General features: G+C 72.3%; 19 protein-coding genes. 7 read left to right on the forward strand and 12 right to left on the reverse strand.

Annotated features, from left to right (window positions below; translation table 11 throughout):
- Window positions 1–66: 66 nt before the first annotated feature.
- Complete coding sequence (locus ACFRFH_RS03780) at window positions 67–1,128, reverse strand: NAD(P)-binding domain-containing protein (protein ID WP_382461675.1); 1,062 nt, start codon at window positions 1,126–1,128, stop codon at window positions 67–69.
- Window positions 1,129–1,278: 150 nt separating this feature from the next.
- Here ACFRFH_RS03780 and ACFRFH_RS03785 point away from each other — a divergent pair, with 150 nt between their 5' ends.
- Complete coding sequence (locus ACFRFH_RS03785) at window positions 1,279–1,524, forward strand: DUF3073 domain-containing protein (RefSeq protein ID WP_382458072.1); 246 nt, start codon at window positions 1,279–1,281, stop codon at window positions 1,522–1,524.
- A gap of 79 nt (window positions 1,525–1,603) precedes the next feature.
- Here the strand turns inward: ACFRFH_RS03785 and ACFRFH_RS03790 are convergent, their stop codons facing one another.
- The 9 genes from ACFRFH_RS03790 to ACFRFH_RS03830 form a co-directional block, all read right to left on the reverse strand.
- Entirely contained in the window at window positions 1,604–2,212 is a 609-nt protein-coding gene (locus ACFRFH_RS03790; RefSeq protein ID WP_382461676.1) for a response regulator, read from the reverse strand.
- A complete protein-coding gene (locus ACFRFH_RS03795) occupies window positions 2,209–3,351 on the reverse strand; it encodes a sensor histidine kinase (RefSeq protein ID WP_382461677.1) in 1,143 nt (380 codons plus the stop codon). The genes ACFRFH_RS03790 and ACFRFH_RS03795 overlap by 4 nt, the downstream gene beginning before the upstream one ends.
- 32 nt (window positions 3,352–3,383) lie before the next feature.
- Window positions 3,384–4,127, reverse strand: a complete 744-nt coding sequence (locus ACFRFH_RS03800; RefSeq protein ID WP_382461678.1) for an ABC transporter permease — start codon at window positions 4,125–4,127, stop codon at window positions 3,384–3,386.
- 23 nt (window positions 4,128–4,150) lie between these two features.
- Window positions 4,151–5,077, reverse strand: coding sequence for an ABC transporter ATP-binding protein (locus ACFRFH_RS03805; protein ID WP_382461679.1), 927 nt, complete (start codon window positions 5,075–5,077; stop codon window positions 4,151–4,153).
- A gap of 81 nt (window positions 5,078–5,158) precedes the next feature.
- Window positions 5,159–6,406, reverse strand: a complete 1,248-nt coding sequence (locus ACFRFH_RS03810; protein WP_382461680.1) for a Calx-beta domain-containing protein — start codon at window positions 6,404–6,406, stop codon at window positions 5,159–5,161.
- 174 nt (window positions 6,407–6,580) lie between these two features.
- Entirely contained in the window at window positions 6,581–7,702 is a 1,122-nt protein-coding gene (gene purM, locus ACFRFH_RS03815) for a phosphoribosylformylglycinamidine cyclo-ligase (RefSeq protein ID WP_382461681.1), read from the reverse strand.
- Window positions 7,703–7,741: 39 nt separating this feature from the next.
- Window positions 7,742–9,328: an amidophosphoribosyltransferase gene (purF, locus tag ACFRFH_RS03820; RefSeq protein WP_382461682.1), complete on the reverse strand. Its 1,587-nt coding sequence runs from the start codon at window positions 9,326–9,328 to the stop codon at window positions 7,742–7,744.
- Window positions 9,329–9,362: 34 nt separating this feature from the next.
- On the reverse strand, window positions 9,363–9,827 hold the full coding sequence (locus ACFRFH_RS03825; RefSeq protein ID WP_382461683.1) for a hypothetical protein: 465 nt from the start codon (window positions 9,825–9,827) through the stop codon (window positions 9,363–9,365).
- Window positions 9,828–9,889: 62 nt separating this feature from the next.
- Window positions 9,890–10,246, reverse strand: a complete 357-nt coding sequence (locus tag ACFRFH_RS03830) for a sterol carrier family protein (RefSeq protein ID WP_382461684.1) — start codon at window positions 10,244–10,246, stop codon at window positions 9,890–9,892.
- A gap of 122 nt (window positions 10,247–10,368) precedes the next feature.
- On the opposite strand from ACFRFH_RS03830, the gene purD reads away from it, so the two are divergent.
- Window positions 10,369–11,631 carry a phosphoribosylamine--glycine ligase gene (gene purD, locus ACFRFH_RS03835; protein WP_382461685.1) on the forward strand — a complete coding sequence of 421 codons (1,263 nt, stop codon included), beginning with the start codon at window positions 10,369–10,371 and terminating at the stop codon, window positions 11,629–11,631.
- 84 nt (window positions 11,632–11,715) lie between these two features.
- On the opposite strand, the gene ACFRFH_RS03840 is transcribed toward purD, so the two are convergent.
- Window positions 11,716–12,960 (reverse strand): FAD-binding protein, encoded by a 1,245-nt coding sequence (locus ACFRFH_RS03840; RefSeq protein ID WP_382462725.1) that lies wholly within the window; start codon window positions 12,958–12,960, stop codon window positions 11,716–11,718.
- Window positions 12,961–13,126: 166 nt separating this feature from the next.
- On the opposite strand from ACFRFH_RS03840, the gene ACFRFH_RS03845 reads away from it, so the two are divergent.
- Entirely contained in the window at window positions 13,127–13,594 is a 468-nt protein-coding gene (locus ACFRFH_RS03845) for a DUF6325 family protein (protein WP_382461686.1), read from the forward strand.
- Window positions 13,595–13,605: 11 nt separating this feature from the next.
- Window positions 13,606–13,944, forward strand: a complete 339-nt coding sequence (locus ACFRFH_RS03850; RefSeq protein ID WP_370055007.1) for an SHOCT domain-containing protein — start codon at window positions 13,606–13,608, stop codon at window positions 13,942–13,944.
- A gap of 53 nt (window positions 13,945–13,997) precedes the next feature.
- Here ACFRFH_RS03850 and ACFRFH_RS03855 read toward each other — a convergent pair whose 3' ends face one another.
- On the reverse strand, window positions 13,998–14,477 hold the full coding sequence (locus ACFRFH_RS03855) for a MarR family winged helix-turn-helix transcriptional regulator (RefSeq protein WP_382461687.1): 480 nt from the start codon (window positions 14,475–14,477) through the stop codon (window positions 13,998–14,000).
- Window positions 14,478–14,531: 54 nt separating this feature from the next.
- Between ACFRFH_RS03855 and ACFRFH_RS03860 the strand changes: the two genes are divergently transcribed.
- The 3 genes from ACFRFH_RS03860 to ACFRFH_RS03870 are packed head-to-tail and all read left to right on the forward strand — an operon-like array spanning window position 14,532 to window position 16,933.
- A complete protein-coding gene (locus tag ACFRFH_RS03860; RefSeq protein WP_382461688.1) occupies window positions 14,532–15,257 on the forward strand; it encodes a hypothetical protein in 726 nt (241 codons plus the stop codon).
- The gene (locus tag ACFRFH_RS03865; RefSeq protein ID WP_382461689.1) at window positions 15,254–16,003 is read left to right on the forward strand and encodes an SDR family NAD(P)-dependent oxidoreductase; all 750 of its coding nucleotides are present in this window, start codon (window positions 15,254–15,256) and stop codon (window positions 16,001–16,003) included. The genes ACFRFH_RS03860 and ACFRFH_RS03865 overlap by 4 nt, the downstream gene beginning before the upstream one ends.
- Window positions 16,004–16,030: 27 nt before the next feature.
- Window positions 16,031–16,933, forward strand: a complete 903-nt coding sequence (locus ACFRFH_RS03870; protein ID WP_382461690.1) for a phosphoribosylaminoimidazolesuccinocarboxamide synthase — start codon at window positions 16,031–16,033, stop codon at window positions 16,931–16,933.
- Window positions 16,934–16,938 lie beyond the last annotated feature (5 nt).

Below are 16,938 nucleotides of genomic sequence, written 5' to 3' on the forward strand. Positions count from 1 at the left end.
CTGCAGATTCGTGCCGAATGTAGCGTTTGCCGCGGCGATAAGCCACATTCGGCACGAATCTGAGGCCTAGATCTGCGCCATGATCTGGCGGGCGATCACGCGGCCGGCGCGGTTCGCGCCGATCGTGCTCGCCTGCGGGCCGTAACCGGCGAGGAAGATCCGCGAATCCTGCCAGGACGCGCCGGACGCCACCGTGAGGCCGCCCGACTTCTCGCGCAGCTTCAGGGGTGAGAGGTGCCTGAGCTCCGGGCGGAAACCGGTCGCCCAGATGATCGCGTCCGCCTTCGTCGTCGAACCGTCCGCCCAGACGACGCCGTCGGGCTCGATGCGGGAGAACATCTCCCGCTCCACGAGCAGCCCACGGTCGATCCCGGCCGCGACGCGGCGCGTACGCGGCACACCCGTTCCGCTCACGATGCTGGGCAGCGCCTGGCCGGCGCGGGCCGCCGCGTCCTGGGCGGAGACCGCGGCCACACCACCCTCGATCGTCAGCTCCGACTCGTTGCGGAAGTCCACAGGGCGGCGGGTCGCCCAGGTCAGGCTCTCGGCGACGCCCTCCAGCTCCAGCAGGAAGCCGATCGCGCTCGTGCCGCCGCCGACCACCACGACCGACTTCCCGGCGAGCTCCTCCGCCGAGACGTACGACGACGTGTGCAGGTGACGGCCGGCGAAGTCGTTCATCCCTGCGTACCAGGGGATGAACGGCGCACCCCAGGTGCCCGACGCGTTGACCACGACCCGGGTGCGCGTCTCACCGCGGTCGTGCGCGACGACCAGGTCCGCACCGCGGTCGAACACCCGCGAGACGGTCACCGGACGCTGCACCTGGAGGCCGTAGTGCTCCTCGTAGCGGCGGTAGTAGCCGGCGACGATGTCCTTGGCCGGGAGGGCGCGGTCCGCGGTCTCGAAGCTGAGACCCAGCTCCGCCATCCCTGGGAGGTCGTTCACATGATGGGCGCTCCCGAGGCGCAGCGCGTCCCACCGGTGCTGCCAGGCGCCGCCGGTGCCGGGGCCGCGGTCGAGGATCACGAAATCCTGGCCGGGAACCAGCTCGAACCGGCGCAGGTAGTACGCGACCGCGAGCCCGGCCTGCCCGGCGCCGACGATCACCACCTGGGTGTCGGTCATGCCACTGATCACGCGCTCATTCCATCATCCGACGCTGTGCGGGAACTCGGGGTCCCCGAGGGTCACCATGCTAAACTCGATGCTAGTTTTCACTGTTTCTACTGGATCCCCGGGTGCCATTCCCCGGGCAGGACCAAAAGGGGGTCACGCATGGGGCGCGGCCGTCAAAAGGCAAAGCACACCAAGATCGCTCGTCAGTTGAAGTCGTTCAGCCCGAACGTCAACTACGACGCGCTCGAGCGTGAGCTCACCGGACATTCCCACCACGACGACGAGCACAACTACGACGCGTGGGCGGACTACAACCCGGATGGTGACGACGACACCCCAGGGTACGACGACGCCGACGAGGACGAGTACGAGGACAGCGAGTCCGAGACGCCGAAGCGCGCCTGAGCGCGCCAGCGTCATCCCCGCGATCACCCGAGCGGGCGGCGTGAACCGCTGACGATCCTTCGAACGCACCCTCGCGCGCTCAGAGCCACCCTTGCCGCGTCGCGATCGCGACCGCCTCGGAGCGGTTGCGCGCGCCCGTCTTGCCGATCGCGCTCGACAGGTGGTTGCGCACGGTCCCGTCGCTGAGGTGGAGGCGGCGCGCGATGTCGGTGATCGTCCCGCCCTGGCCTGCGACCGCGAGCACCTCGGCCTCCCGCACCGTCAGCGGCGAAGCTCCGGACGCCAGTGATTCGGCGGCCAGCGCGGGGTCGACGACGCGCAGCCCGGAGGCGACGCGGCGGACGGCGTCCGCGAGCTGGCCGGAGGGCGTGTCCTTCACGATGAACCCCGCGGCCCCGGCCTCCATCGCGCGTCGCAGGTAGCCCGGCCGGCCGAACGTCGTCACGATCAATGAGCGGCACGACGGCAGATCGCGCGCGAGCAGCGCGGCGACCTGGATGCCGTCGACCCCCGGCATCTCCACGTCGAGCAACGCGACGTCGGCGGCAGCGGAGCGCGCAGCGTCGAGCACCTCGTCGCCGCGGCCGACCTGCGCGACGACCTCCAGGTCGGTCTCGAGGTCGAGGAGGGCAGCGAGGGCGCCGCGGACGAGGGCCTGGTCGTCGGCGAGCAGCAGGCGGATGGTCACGCGGTCAGCCTCCTCACGGTCAGCAGCGTCCCGCCGCGTGGTCCGGCCTCCACCGTCACTGCGGCGCCGAACTCCCGCGCCCGGTCGGTCAGCCCGGCGATCCCGGAGCCCCGCACGAGCTCGCGCCGCTCCGCGAACGGGGCCGGCCCGCGGCCGTCGTCCTCGATACGCAGGGCGTCCGGCTCCACCGTCACCCAGCAGTTGCGGGAGCCGGAGTGCCGGATCACGTTCGTGACGCCCTCCCGCAGCACCCAGCCGAACAGCTCGCGCAGCTCGGGCGCGACGTCCTCGCCGTTGCGGGGGAGGTGCGCCTGGATGTCGGCGGCCGCCAGTCCGGCCTGGGCCGCCGCGAGCTCCGTGGACAGGCTCATCTCGCGGTAACCGGCGACGGCGGCGCGCAGGTCGGCGAGGGCCGAGCGGGTCAGACGCTCGATGTCGGCGAGCTCGTCCTCCGCGCGACGCGGGTCCACCGGGATCAGCCGGCGTGCGAGCTCCGACTTCACCGTCACCACGGTCAGCGAGTGGCCGAGGACGTCGTGCATGTCGCGCGAGAACCGGGCGCGCTCGTCCACCACCGCGAGCCTGGCGATCTCGCCCTGCGCGTTCCGCAGCCGGCGGAGGGTGTCGATCTGGCGGGCGAACGCGCTCATCATGATGCCGATCGAGACGGTGATGAGGGCGATGAACCAGGCGTCCGCGAACGTGCCGGAGAGCAGGAACACGATGACCTGCACGGCCCCGAGGGCGCCGATGATCGTGTTCGCGACCCAGGTGCGCGCGATCGACATCCCGGCGACGCACGCCACGTAGACCCAGGTCCAGAGCGTGTCGATGCCGATGAACGGGAGCAGCGTCAGCGTCAGCGCGAAGTACGCCAGCACGCCGTTCAGCCGCGTGCGCTCGCTCTCCCACCACAGGATGGGCGGGAGGGCGAGGAAGCCGACGTAGACGAGCGTGAGCAGCGCGGTCGCGACGATCTTGGTGCTCAGGGCGCCGGACGACGTCCACAGGCTCACGATCACGGAGATCTGGTACAGCAGGCCGATCACCGCGCCGGGGTACCAGCGGAAGGCGGAGCGGTGCGTCAGCCGCGCCCACACGCCGGTGGGCCGGTACTCCTCGACCTCGCTGCTGAACACGTCCCTAACCCTAGCCAGCCGTCGCCCGCGGGTCAGCCGCGCGCTGCGTCGCGCCGGTAGCGCCACACGATCAGCGCGCCGAGGGCGAGCGTCCACGCGGTCAGCACGAGTGCAGGCGTGAGGGCGTCGCCGCTCTGCAGCGCGCCGAGCTGCCCGACCCGGTTCAGCCAGTACGACGGCACAGCCTGCGCGACGTTCGCGACCCAGGCGGGGAAGATCTGCAGCGGGATCCACAGACCGCCCAGCACAGCCATCCCCATGAACACGGCCATGAACAGCGGCTGCGCGAACTCCGGCTTGGCGAACTGGCCGATCAGGATGCCCAACAGGGCGAACGGCACGACGCCGGCCCAGATCGCCAGGCAGGCGAGCATCCAGCTCATCGCCGGGAGGTCCGGGTGGTAGAGCCCGATCGAGACCGTGACGATGATCACGATGCTGAGCAGCGCGAGCGCCAGGGCCGCGACCAGCTTGGAGATCAGGTATCCGGTGCCGGTCAGCGGGGTGACCCGGAGCTGGCGGTTCCAGCCGAGCGAGCGCTCGGTGACGATGTTGAACGCCTGGGACAGCGCGGCCATCATGCCGCCGTACGCGGAGACCTGGATGGTGGTGACGACGATCCACGGGAGGTGGGTGACGGCGTCGACCTGCCCGCGGCCTCCGAACGTGCCGCCGAAGGCCAGCAGCATGACGAGCGGGACGGCGAGGGTGAAGATCATGGCGCGCATGTTCTTGAGCTGGCGCAGGGACTCGCGGCCCAGGTAGGCGATGCTCATCGGAGGGCTCCTTCGGAGAGGTGTTACGGGGTCGGCGCGGTCGCGTCGTCCCGCGACTCGGTGAGGGCGAGGAACGCGTCGTCCATCGTGTGCGCGGTGACCTCGATGTCGTGGAGGTCGTCGTGCGCGGCGAGGAGGGCGCGGAGCGTGGCGTCGGAATCGTCGCTGACGATCGAGAGGCGGCCGTTGCGCTGGTCGACCGTGCGGACTCCGGGGAGGGCACCCAGCTCGGCGGCGACCTCCGGGGTCCAGGCGAAGCCGGCGGTGGCGGCGATCCGGCGTCCGGACACGACGGCCTTCACCTCGGCGGGAGTGCCGTCGGCGACCACCCGGCCGCGGGCGAGCATCACGATCCGGTCGGCGTAGGCGTCGGCCTCGTCGAGGTAGTGCGTCGCGAAGACGACGGTGCGGCCCTGGTCGGTGAACTCCCGCATCGAGAGCCAGAAGGTGCGCCGGGCCTCCACATCCATCGCCGCGGTCGGCTCATCCAGGAACAGCAAGTCCGGGTTCGACACCACGGCGACGGCGAACCGTGCGCGCTGCATCTGGCCGCCGGACAGCTTGGCGACGCGCTGCTTGGCGATCTCGGTGCAGCGGGCGCGCTCGAGGGCTTCGGCGACGCTGAGCGGATGCCGGTGCGCCGACGCGACGAGCGCCACGGACTCGGCGACGGTGAGGGTGGGCAGCAGCGCGCCGCCCTGCAGCATCGCGCCGACCCTCCCCTCCCGGATCGCCGCGCGCGGGTCGCCGCCGAACAGCTCGGCGGTGCCGGCGGTCGGGCGTGCGAGGCCGAGCGCGAGGTCGATGGTGGTGGACTTGCCCGCGCCGTTCGGACCGAGGAGGGCGATGACCTCCCCGGCCCGCACGGTGAGGTCGACGCCGTCCACGGCGGTGAGCGACCCGAAGGTCTTGCGGAGGCCGCTGAGGCGGATTGCTGGTGAGGTGTTCACCATCCCAGAGTGCCGGGTGGGCGGCGGGGCCGCGCAGGGGGCGCGTCAGGGATTCGGGGTGACGTTTGTCATGGGCCGGCGTCAGAACGCGTCGCGGGTGCGCACCGACCGGACCAGGCCGATGACGCCCGCGAAGCCGCCGATCGTGATCAGGCCGGCACCGAGCAGGAGCAGGAGGTCCTGGCCGACGGGCGCGCTCGCGATCGGTGTGTGCGCGGTCGGGTCGCCCTGCGGGAGCGCGGACGCAGCGGTCGCCGCACCGCCGCCTCCCGTGCCTCCTGCGGCGACCGACGCCGGGGCCGCGGCCGGGACCGCCGGCAGCGACACCATCGCGACGGCGCCGCTGACGTCCGCGGTCGCGTGCTGCAGGACCACGAAGAACACGGAGGCCGGCGAGCCGGCCGCGCGGACGGGCAGACTCAGAGTGGCGGTCGCGGCCGCCTGGCCGGCTGCGAGCGCGAGGGTGCCGGACGCGGCGACGTAGTCGGGTCCGGCGTGGGCCGTGCCGTCGACCGTCGCGAAGTCGACGGTGACCGGGGCGGAGGCGCCCGTGCGTGTGACGTGGACGGTGACGGACTTGCTGCCCGTGACGACGCTGTCGGCCGCGACCGTGAGGGCGCCGGAGGGCGCGGTGACGGTCACCGCCGCGGTGGCCGTCGCCGGGCGGAGGGTGGACCCGCTCGCGGGCGTGAAGGTCGCGGTGATCGTGTGCGCGCCGGCCGGGGCGGTCAGGTCGGCGCGGGCGACGCCGCCAGGGCCGACGGGCGCGGTCGTGGCCACCCCGTCGACGGAGAACGCGACGGTACCGACCTCCGGCGCCCCGAGCAGGAACCGGGTGACGGTCGCGGACACGGAGACGGTGCCGGAGGATGCCGTCGGCGCGCTGAGCACGAGCGCGGTGGCGTCGGTGCACGCAGGCGCGGTGGAGTCGATGACGAGCGAGCGGCTGCCCAGCGTCCAGGTCAGCGACGGCTCGGCCGCGGCATCCACGGTCAGCAGCCACGCGCCGTGGTGCTCGCCCGGGAGGAAGGTCGACGGCTGCCCGCGGTCGGCAGCGCCCGGCGAGAGGTCGTCGCCGGAGCCGGGGGTCACGGTGACCGGGGCGGAGGCCGACGACCGGTAGCCGAGGACCACGGTGCGCGAGGTGACGGCGCCGAGCGGGGCATCCTGCACGCAGTCGACGAGCGGAGTGAGCGCGTCGGACGCGACCGTCGGGGTCGGTGTGGGAGTCGGTGTCGGGCTCGCGAACGCCGGCGCCCCCGCGAGTGCCACGGCGACGAGCGCCACCCCCAGCGCGCACACCAAGCGGAGGCTGGCATGGGGGGTCACAGCGGCCACTCTAGCGGGAGGCCGCAGCCGCCCGCGCGTCCACGAACGGGTCACGTTTTGCGCTGTCGCTAACGGAGGAGATCACGCGGCTGGAGTGGCCGGATGGCGGTCAGCGGAGGAGATCGGCCTGCTCTTGGGGGCGAAGTCCTCCGTTAGCTGCGGGAGGGGGCGGGGTCAGGAGGCGTAGGTGCCGGTGAGGCGGACGGCGCCGCCGTCGACGCCCTTGGCGCCCTGCTCGAAGCCGGCCAGGTCGCGGGCGGCCGTGGAGACCACGCCGGACCGCCAGGTGGGGATGCCGTCGGCGGTGAGCGCCGCCGTGATCGCGTCGGCGGCCTCCGGGGCGACGATGGCGAACATCCCGATGCCGAGGTTCCAGGTGCCCTCCGACGACTCCAGGGTGCTGCCGGCCAGGTCGCTCAGCACGCGGAACACCGGGAGGGGCGACCAGGTCGAGCGGTCGACCTCAACCCACGAGCCCATCGGGAGGACGCGGGCCAGGTTCGCGGCGATGCCGCCGCCGGTGACGTGGCTGAGCGAGTGGACGGCTCCGGCGAACGACGGGCTCTCGAGCACGCGCAGCAGCGGCGACGTGTAGAGGCGCGTCGGCTCCAGGAGGGCCTCGCCCACGGTGCCGCCGAACTCGTCCAGCCGGTCGGTGAAGGCGATGCCGCGCTGCGCGAGGATGTGCCGCACGAGCGAGAAGCCGTTCGAGTGGATGCCGGACGACGCCAGCGCCAGCACCACGTCGCCGTCGCGGACGCGCTCGGCGCCCAGCAGCTCCTCGGCCTCCACCGCGCCGACAGCGGCACCCGCGACGTCGTAGTCGTCCGGGCCGAGCAGCCCGGGGTGCTCGGCGGTCTCGCCGCCGACCAGCGCCGTGCCGGTCGCCTCGCAGGCGCGGGCGATCCCGGCCACGATCGACGCGATCCGCTCGGGGACGACCTTGCCGCACGCGATGTAGTCGGTCATGAACAGGGGACGAGCGCCCACCACAACGATGTCGTCCACGACCATCCCGACCAGGTCCTGGCCGATGGTGTCGTGCTTGTCGAGCGCCTGCGCGATGGCCACCTTGGTGCCGACGCCGTCGGTGGAGGTCGCGAGCAGCGGGCGACGGTAGACCTTCAGCGCCGATACGTCGAACATGCCCGCGAAGCCGCCGACCCCGCCCAGCACCTGCGGGCCCTGCGTGCGCGCGACCGCGGCCTTCATCAGCTCGACGGCGCGGTCGCCGGCGGCGGTGTCGACGCCGGCGGCGGCGTAGGAGGACGACGAGGATGCGGTGGGCTCAGTCACCGCTCCATCGTATCCGCCGGCGACGGGCCCGCTCGCGCTCTACTCCTGGCGGCCCGGGTCGCCGTACGCGATCAGGCGCTCGTACTCCGAGTCCGGTCCCGGCTCGCAGCCGTCGCTCGTCGCGTCCGCGCCGGTGTCGGTCGGCTCCACCGCGGCCGCGCGCTCCTCCGGACGCTCCAGGAGGTTCTTGCCCAGGTGGTGCGCGTCGGGCAGCTCGATCGGGTACACACCCGTGAAGCACGCGGTGCAGAGGCGCTCGCGCGGCTGCTCGGTCGCGGCGATCATGCCGTCCTCCGACAGGTAGCCGAGTGAGTCGGCGCCGATCGACTGGCGGACCTCGTCCACGCCGAGGCCGGTCGCGATCAGCTCCGCGCGGGAGGCGAAGTCGATGCCGTAGAAGCACGGCCAGGTGATGGGCGGGCTGGAGATGCGCACATGCACCTCGGCCGCACCGGCCTCCCGCAGCATCGAGACGAGCGCGCGCTGGGTGTTGCCGCGCACGATCGAGTCGTCGACCACCACGAGCCGCTTGCCCTTGATGACCTCCTTGAGCGGGTTCAGCTTGAGCTTGATGCCGCGCTGGCGGATGGTCTGCGACGGCTGGATGAACGTGCGGCCGACGTAGGAGTTCTTCACCAGGCCCTGGCCGAACGGGATGCCGGACGCCTGCGCGTACCCGATCGCCGCCGGGGTTCCGGACTCCGGCGTCGGGATGACCAGGTCGGCCTCCACCTCGTGCTCGCGGGCGAGCCGTCGGCCCATCTCGACGCGCGCCTCGTAGACGCCGCGGCCCGCGATGGTGGTGTCCGGACGGGCCAGGTAGACGTACTCGAACACGCAGCCGGCGCGCTTCTCTTCCGCGAACCGCTGCGTGCGCAGGCCGTTCTCGTCGATCACGATCAGCTCGCCGGGCTCCACCTCGCGCACGAAGCTCGCGCCGACGATGTCGAGCGCTGCGGTCTCGGAGGCGACCACCCAGCCGCGCTCCAGCCGGCCGAGCACCAGCGGGCGGACGCCCTGCGGGTCGCGCGCGGCGTACAGGGTGTGCTCGTCCATGAAGACCAGGCAGAAGGCGCCGCGCAGCTTCGGCAGGACCTCCAGGGCGGTGGCCTCGAGCGTGTGGTCGAGGTCGCCGGTGAGCAGCGCGGTGACCACTGCGGTGTCGGTCGTGTTGCCGCGGGACAGCTCGCCGTCGAGCTGCGGGTAGCGGTCGTGCACGAGCTGCATGAGCTCGGCGGTGTTGGTCAGGTTGCCGTTGTGGCCGAGCGCGACGGTGCCGCTGGAGGTGCGGCCGAGTGTCGGCTGCGCGTTCTGCCAGCTGGAGGCGCCGGTGGTGGAGTAGCGCGTGTGGCCGACGGCGATGTGGCCGGTCAGCGAGTTGAGCGCGTTCTCGTTGAAGACCTGGGAGACGAGGCCCATGTCCTTGTAGATGAGGATCTTGCTGCCGTCGCTCGTCGCGATGCCCGCAGACTCCTGCCCGCGATGCTGCAGGGCGTAGAGGCCGAAGTAGCTGAGCTTGGCGACCTCCTCGCCGGGCGCCCACACCCCGAAGACTCCGCAGGCGTCCTGCGGGCCCTTCTCGCCGGGCAGAAGTTCATGACTCAGGCGACCGTCGCCTCCGGCCACAGCGGGCCCCTTTCGTCAGGGTGTGTCGGGATGTTCAGCTGTCGACGGACGGGCTGGAGCCGTTGCCCCGTGCGTCGTCCGATCGTGGACCCGGCTCCGCGCCGCGCTCGGTGTCGAGCTCGGCGCCGGCGTCGGGAAGGCGCACGTCGATTCTATCCGCCTGCACGGTGCGTGCCCGGCGGGTGACCGAGCGGTCGATCAGGAGGGCGACCAGCGCGCCGACGGCGACGCCGATCGTCGCGCAGATCGCCAGCAGGAAGCCGAAGACCTGGCCGCGGTCGTAGGTGGGGTTCGCGGGGAACGCGAAGGTGAGGATGAGCGCGATGACGGCGAAGACGATGGCGCCGGTGAGCATGAAGCGGAAGTACCTCGGCGAACGGTGGACGCGCACCTCGGCCTCGGTGACCGTGGCGTCGACCTCCGGGTCGGGGACTGGCGCCGAAGTGTCGGCGACGTGCGCCTCGTCGGGCACGGAGGACTCCTCCGGGTTCGAGCTCATGCCTCCATTGTCTCGCACCGTAACTGAGCGGACGCCCACTGCTGAGCGGGCTATGAGCGCCGTCAGAAGCGGAGCGGGATGAGGCCCTCGAGCGTCGCCCGCTGGCCGGACGCGTGCACGGAGCCGGACGCGATCCCGGCATCCCAGGTGAGGCTCCCGGAGGCCAGGGCCAGCCAGGTCGCGGCGTCGGTCTCGATCACGTTCGGCGGGGTTCCGCGCGTGTGCCGCGGGCCGGGGATGCACTGCACGGCCCCGAACGGCGGCACCCGCACCTCGACGGTGTTGCCCGGCGCCCGCTCCGCCAGCAGCTGAAGCAGGTACCGCACCGCCGTCGCCGTCGTATCCCGGTCCGCGCCCTCCCCCAGCGCACCGCGCACCGCAGCGCCCCCCACCTCGTCGCTGATCTTCGCTCGTGCCACGCCCCCATCCTCCCACCGCCCCCGAGCCATCGTTTCCGGAGTTGTGTACGCAACACGCCGTGCCCGGGCGTACACAACTCCGGAATCGATGGCGGGTGGGCGCGACCTCTAGCATGGGTCGGGTGAAGATTCTGGTTCTGGGTTCCGGTGCCCGCGAGCACGCCATCATCACTGCGCTGCTGGCCGAGGAGGCCGGGCACGCGATCGTCGCGGCCCCGGGCAACGCCGGGATCGCGGCCGACGTCCCGGTCGAGACCGGCCTCGATCCGCTGGACGGCGCCGCGGTCGCGGAGTACGCGATCGAGAACGGCATCGAGCTCGTCGTCATCGGCCCCGAGGCGCCCCTGGTCGCAGGGGTCGCCGACCCGCTGCGCACGCGCGGCATCCCGGTGTTCGGGCCCGGCCGCGCCGCCGCGCAGCTGGAGGGCTCCAAGACCTTCGCCAAGCGGATCATGGAGGAGGCGGGTGTCCCGACCGGCCGCGCCGCCCGGGCGAGCACCCTCGCCGAGGCCGAGCGCGCACTCGACGAGTTCGGCGCCCCCTACGTCGTGAAGGCCGACGGACTGGCCGCGGGCAAGGGCGTCATCGTCACCTCCGACCGCGCCGCGGCCGTCGACCACGCCCGCCACTACCTGACGCAGGGCGGCGTCCTGATCGAGGAGTTCCTCGACGGAGAGGAGGTGTCGCTGTTCCTGGTCAGCGACGGCCATACTGTCCTCCCGCTCAGCCCGGCCCAGGACTACAAGCGCCTCCTCGACGGCGACGCCGGCCCGAACACCGGTGGGATGGGCGCGTACTCGCCGCTCCCCTGGCTGCCGGAGAACTTCGTGGACGAGGTCATCGAGACCGTCGCCCTCCCGACCGTCCGGCAGCTCGCGGCCGAGCAGACGCCGTTCATCGGCCTCCTCTACTGCGGGCTGATCGTGACGGCGAAGGGCATCCGCGTGATCGAGTTCAACGCGCGGTTCGGCGACCCGGAGACGCAGGTCGTGCTGCCGCGGCTGCTGACGCCGCTGTCGTCGCTGCTCTACGCGGCAGCGACGGGCGAACTGGCCGGGATGCCGCGCCCCGAGTTCGCGTTCGACACCGCGGTGACCGTGGTGCTGGCGAGCGAGGGCTACCCGGAGGCGCCGCAGACCGGCCGGCCGATCACCGGGCTGGACGAGGCTGCGCAGGTCCCGGAGGTCACCATCGCGCACGCCGCGACCGCGCTGGACGCCGAGACTGGCGCGCTGCTCGCGACCGGCGGCCGCGTGCTCTCTGTCGTCGCCCGCGGCACGACCTTCGACGAGGCCCGCGAGCGCGCCTACGACGCGGTCGCCCGCATCCACCTCCCCGGCGCCCAGTACCGCACCGACATCGCCGCCCGCGTCGCACACGCCTGACGCAGCCGCGCCGCCATCTCTTCCGGAGTTATGTACGCAACACGCCGTTCAGAGGCGTGCACAACTCCGGAATTGTTGGAGCGGCTAGCCGAGGAGGCGGGTGAGGAAGGGGTTGGTGAAGCGGCGCTCGGGGTCGAGCGACGTGGCTAGGGCGCGGAACGCGTCGAGGCGCGGGTACAGGGCGGGGACGACGCCGTCGACGTCGAGGTAGAGCTTGCCCCAGTGCGGGCGGGCGCCGAGCGGGAGCAGGGCGGCCTCCAGCGCGGGGAGCACTGCCTCCACACCGGCCTGGTCGCGGAACCAGGTGAAGTGGAGGCCGACCGCGTCCGTGCCGTACGCGCTCGACAGCCACAGGTCGTCGGCCGCGACCGTGCGGATCTCGCTGATCTGCAGCAGCGGCGCGATCACCGGGGCGAGCTCGCGCACCGCCTGGATGGCCTCCACCGCCCGCGCCCGCGGCACCAGGTACTCGGACTGGATCTCCTCGCCGTTGGACGGCGTGAACTCGAACCGGAAGTGCGCGAGGCGCTCGCTCCACGGGCCGGCCACGCCGAGCTGCTCCGTCGTGTTGCGGACGTCCATCGCCGGGATCATGTGCCGCGCCTCGGTGAGCGCGGGCGCACCGAAGAAGTCGTCGCCGATCGTCGTCGCGGCGCTGTCCAGCTCCTTCAGCCATGCGAGCGAGACGGTGTCCTCGTCCCAGGTCGTGAAGAGAGAGACGCTGTACGCCGCCGAGGTGACGTCGTCGAACCGCGCGGTCACGGCCTCCCACGGGACGCCGCCGAACAGCCGCTGCCGCGCGTCGAAGGTCGGCCGGATGTCGAGCACGACCTCCGTCACCACCCCGAGGGCGCCGAGGGAGACCGCCGCTCCCTCGAAGCCGGCGTCGCCGCGCGCGAAGTCGACGAGCTCGCCCGACCCGGTGAGGATGCGCAGCCCTGCGACCGCGGTCGACAGGTTGCCGTTGCGATCGCCCGAGCCGTGGGTCGCCGTCGCGATGGCGCCGGCGACAGAGATGTGCGGCAACGAGGCGAGGTTGTGCAGCGCCCAGCCCGCCGCCTGGAGCTCGCGGGCGACGTCGCCGTAGCGAACGCCTCCGCCCACGGTCACCGTGCGCGCCTGAGCGTCGATGCGGATGTCCGCCGGGAGGCCGGCCGTGCTGACCAGGACGCCGTCGGTGTCGGCCAGGTCGTTGAACGAGTGCCTGCTGCCGAGCGCCCGCACCGAGGCCGCGCCTGTCACGACCTCCCGGAGCTCGTCAATGCTGGTCGGGCGCGCGATCCGCTGCGCCCGGTACTCGTGGTTTCCTGCCCAGTTCTTCTCCACCAGGGTCCCTTCTCGACGTCGACGGCGGTGTCCGCAGGGTCCCAGTCTAGGGATGTGACCGTGCACATTTCGCGCCTCCCCTCGGCCGCAAATCGGTCATTGCCGGGCTGAGTACGCCTGTGTATCGTCTGCCGTGAAAGCGGGACCTGCCTGCTGACGGAGGCGTGAGATGGCTGAATTCGAGTACGGCCCGGCGGAGTTCATCGTCGCCCAGTTCGACAACGACAGACCGTCGCCCGGGGTAGTCCAGGCCATCCTCGACCTGGTGGAGAGCGGCACGGTACGCCTGCTCGACCTCCTGTTCGTGATGCGTCACGCCGACGGCGGGATCGAGATCGTGGAGCTGGAGGAGATCGGCGACGAGATCGGCATGGCCGACATCACCCTGGAAGCCGGCGGCCTCGCGGGCGGGGAGGACGTGGACTCGATCGCCGAGCTGATCGAGCCGGGCACGACCGGCGCGATCCTGGTCATCGAGCACCTCTGGGCGAAGGACCTCGCCAGCAAGTTCTTCCAGGCGGGCGGTCTGGTGGTCCACAGCGAGCGCATCCCGGCGCCGGTCGTCAACGCGGTCGTGGCCGGGGAGTTCGAGGACTTCGCGGAGTCCGACGCCGATGTCGAGACGGTCGAGAGCTGAGGAGTGGGGACATGCCTTTAGGACGAATGGGACGCCCGGGACTGATCGGGATGGCGGCCCGCACGGCCGTCGTGGCCGGGACGGCGACCGCCGTCTCCGGCAACGTGCAACGGCGGCAGGCGCAGCGCCAGCAGAACCAGTACGAGCAGCAGGCGTACGAGCAGGAGCAGCAGCAGGCGCAGATGCAGCAGGCGGCGCAGGAGGCGGCGGCGCAGCAGCAGGCCGCGGCTCCGGCGGCTCCGCCGGCCGACGACATGATGGCGAAGATCCAGCAGCTCGCCACCCTGCACTCGCAGGGAATCCTGTCGGACGAGGAGTTCAGCGCGGCGAAGGCCAAGCTCCTGGCCTGACGAGTCTCCTGGCCTGACGAGTCTCCTCGCCTGACCGTTCGCGGACCCGACGGTCAGCGGCGGAAGCCCGGATGGCCGTCGGGCGGGACGGTGGAGGCGGCGGCGAGTTTGGCGAGCAGCGCCGCGAGAGCGACCTGCTCGTCGTCGTCGAGCGGGGACAGGAGGTCGTCCTGGTGCGCCTCGGCGACCTCCCGCAGCCGCGCGAGCATCCGCTCGCCCTCCGGCGCGAGGGTGAGCACGTTGTTGCGGCGGTCCCCCTCGCTGCGCTCGCGGACGACGAACCCCTTCGCCTCGAGCTCGTCCACCAGGGCGACCAGCCGGCTCGGGACCGTTCCGAGCTGCTCGGCGAGCTCCCGCTGGCTGAGGCCCTGGCGTCGACCGAGCACCCGGATCGCGCCGGCCTCCCGCGGCGTCAGCCCCAGGGTGGCGACGCGCTCGGCGAACCGGTCTGCGGCGTCCGCTCCGATCTGGGCGAGCAGGAACGCCGTGCGCGGCGGGGCGCCGCGGCGGGCGCGCTGGGGAATGGACGTCACGGAATCCAGAATAGCGCTTGCGCGTAACGATTACACAGTGTAATCATTTCAATTATGAACGATATCCAGCCGACTCCCCGTCGCCGCCGACCGGACGGGCCGCCCTTGGGCATCCTCGCGGTCGTCCACGCGGGACTCTTCATGCTCGCGCTGATCGTCGGATTCGTGCTGTCCGGCGCCGGCGCGTTCCTCTCGCCGTTCGCCGGCGCGGACGCGGTCGCCGCGCACGCGCACGCCGATTGGGCGGCCATCCGGGTCGGCGCGATGCTGCAGTTCGGCTCCGCCGTGCCCCTCGGCATCTACGCCGCCACCGCGTTCGCCCGCCTCCAGCGTCTGGGCGTGCGCGTCCCCGGCCCGGCGATCGGCTTCACGGGCGGCCTCACCGCCTCGATCCTGCTGATGGTGTCGGCGTTCGGCACGTACCTGCTGAGCCGTCCCGAACTGACGTCGGACCCGCGCCTGGCCCTCACGTTCTCGTTCCTGGCGTTCGTCTCCGGAGGCGTCGGCTACGTCGTCGGACTCGGCCTGCTGATCGCCGGGATGGCGGTGCCGGGCCTCATCCTCGGCCTGCTCCCGCGCTGGCTGGCGTGGGCGGGACTGGTGGTGGCGGCGCTCTCCGAGCTCTCGTTCCTGTCCCTCGCCGTCGAGCCGCTGCAGTTCCTGATCCCGATCGGGCGCTTCGCGGGGATCGCGTGGCTGATCGCGGCGGGGTTCCTGTTGCCACTGGACCGGCGTGAGGTGCGGGATCGGGCCGGTTCGCGCGAGGAGGTGCGGCCGTGAGCGGCACAGCTCGCGTCGCGTTCGTCCTCGGCGCGAACGGGGCCATCGGCAACGCGATCTGCCGGGCGCTCGGCGCGGACGACCTCCTCATCGCCCCCGCCGCACGGGACTCCGACGCACTGCGCGCCCTCCAGGACGAGCTCGTCGCGTCCGGCGTCGAATGCCCGCAGACCTTCCCGCTCGACGCCACCGACGACGGCGCGCTCGAGTCCGCGATCGCCGCGGCGGCCGGGCTCGGCGACGGCCTCGCGGTCGCCGTCAACAACGTCGGCCGCGGCCACATGCCCACCCCGCTCGCGGACATGCCCGCGGACGTGTTCGACCAGCTCGTCGCGGTGAACTTCCGCACGGTTGCCGTCGCGATGCGCGCCGAGGTGCTGGCACTGCGGGCGTCCGCCGGGCCGCGCGCCATCGTCAACATCACCTCCACGGCCGGGACCCGCGGCGCCCCCGGGATGTCGGCGTACGCGGCGGCGAAGCACGCGGTGATCGGCCTGACCCTGACGACGGCGCTCGACGAGGCACGGTCGGGCATCCGGGTGAACGCGGTCGCGCCCGGCCCGATCATGTCCGGCGGCAACCTCCGGCTGGACGACGCGACGCGCGAGCGGATCGGCGGCTACGTCCCGGCCGGCCGGATGGGCACCCCGGAGGAGGTCGCTTCGGCGGTCGCGTGGCTCGCCTCCCCCGCGGCGTCGTACGTGACCGGCGACGTCCTCGCCGTCGACGGCGGCCGCACGATCTGACCGCGTCGCGACCCCTACGATGGACGGGTGAGCGAACTGGCAGGCTGGAAACACGTCTACTCCGGGAAGGTCCGCGACCTCTACGTCCCCGAGGGGGCGGACGGGCTGGACGACACGGCCGCCGTCCTCGTGGTGGCCTCCGACCGGGTGAGCGCGTTCGACCACGTTCTCGAGCCCGGTATCCCGGGCAAGGGCGAGCTGCTCACCACGCTGAGCCTGTGGTGGTTCGACCGCCTCGGCAGCGTCCCGAACCACCTCATCCCGGATCACACGCTGGAGGGCGACCGCGTCGTCGAGCGCATCCCGGCCGAGGTCGCGGGCCGCGCGATGCTCGTGAAGCCGCTCGACATGTTCCCGATCGAGTGCGTCGTCCGCGGCTACCTGACCGGCAGCGGCTGGGCCGAGTACCAGGCGACGCAGAGCGTCTGCGGCGTCCCGCTCCCGGCCGGGCTCACGGACGGCGACCGGCTGCCGGAGCCGATCTACACGCCCGCGTGGAAGGCCCCGCTCGGCGCGCACGACGAGAACATCAGCTTCGAGCGCACCGTCGAGCTGGTCGGCCCGGAGGTCGCGGAGGAGCTCCGCCGGCTGTCGTTGGACGTGTACGCGCGCGGCGCGGCCATCGCCGAGGAGCACGGCGTCATCATCGCGGACACGAAATTCGAGTTCGGCGCCGACCGCGCCACCGGCGAGATCACCCTCGCGGACGAGGTGCTCACCAGCGACTCCAGCCGCTACTGGGACGCCCGTGTGTTCGCCACGGCCGAGACCCCGTCGGCGCGGATGGCCAGCTTCGACAAGCAGATCGTCCGCGACTGGCTCGCCGCCAACTGGGACAAGCAGGGCACCCCGCCCGAGCTCCCCGCCGAGGTGGTGGAGCGCACGGCCGCCCGCTACCGCGAGCTGCTGGAGCGGCTGACCGGGAGGTAGGGCGC

Origin of the sequence: Leifsonia sp. NPDC056824 (assembly GCF_042789575.1) — a bacterium.
GTDB lineage: Bacteria > Actinomycetota > Actinomycetes > Actinomycetales > Microbacteriaceae > Leifsonia.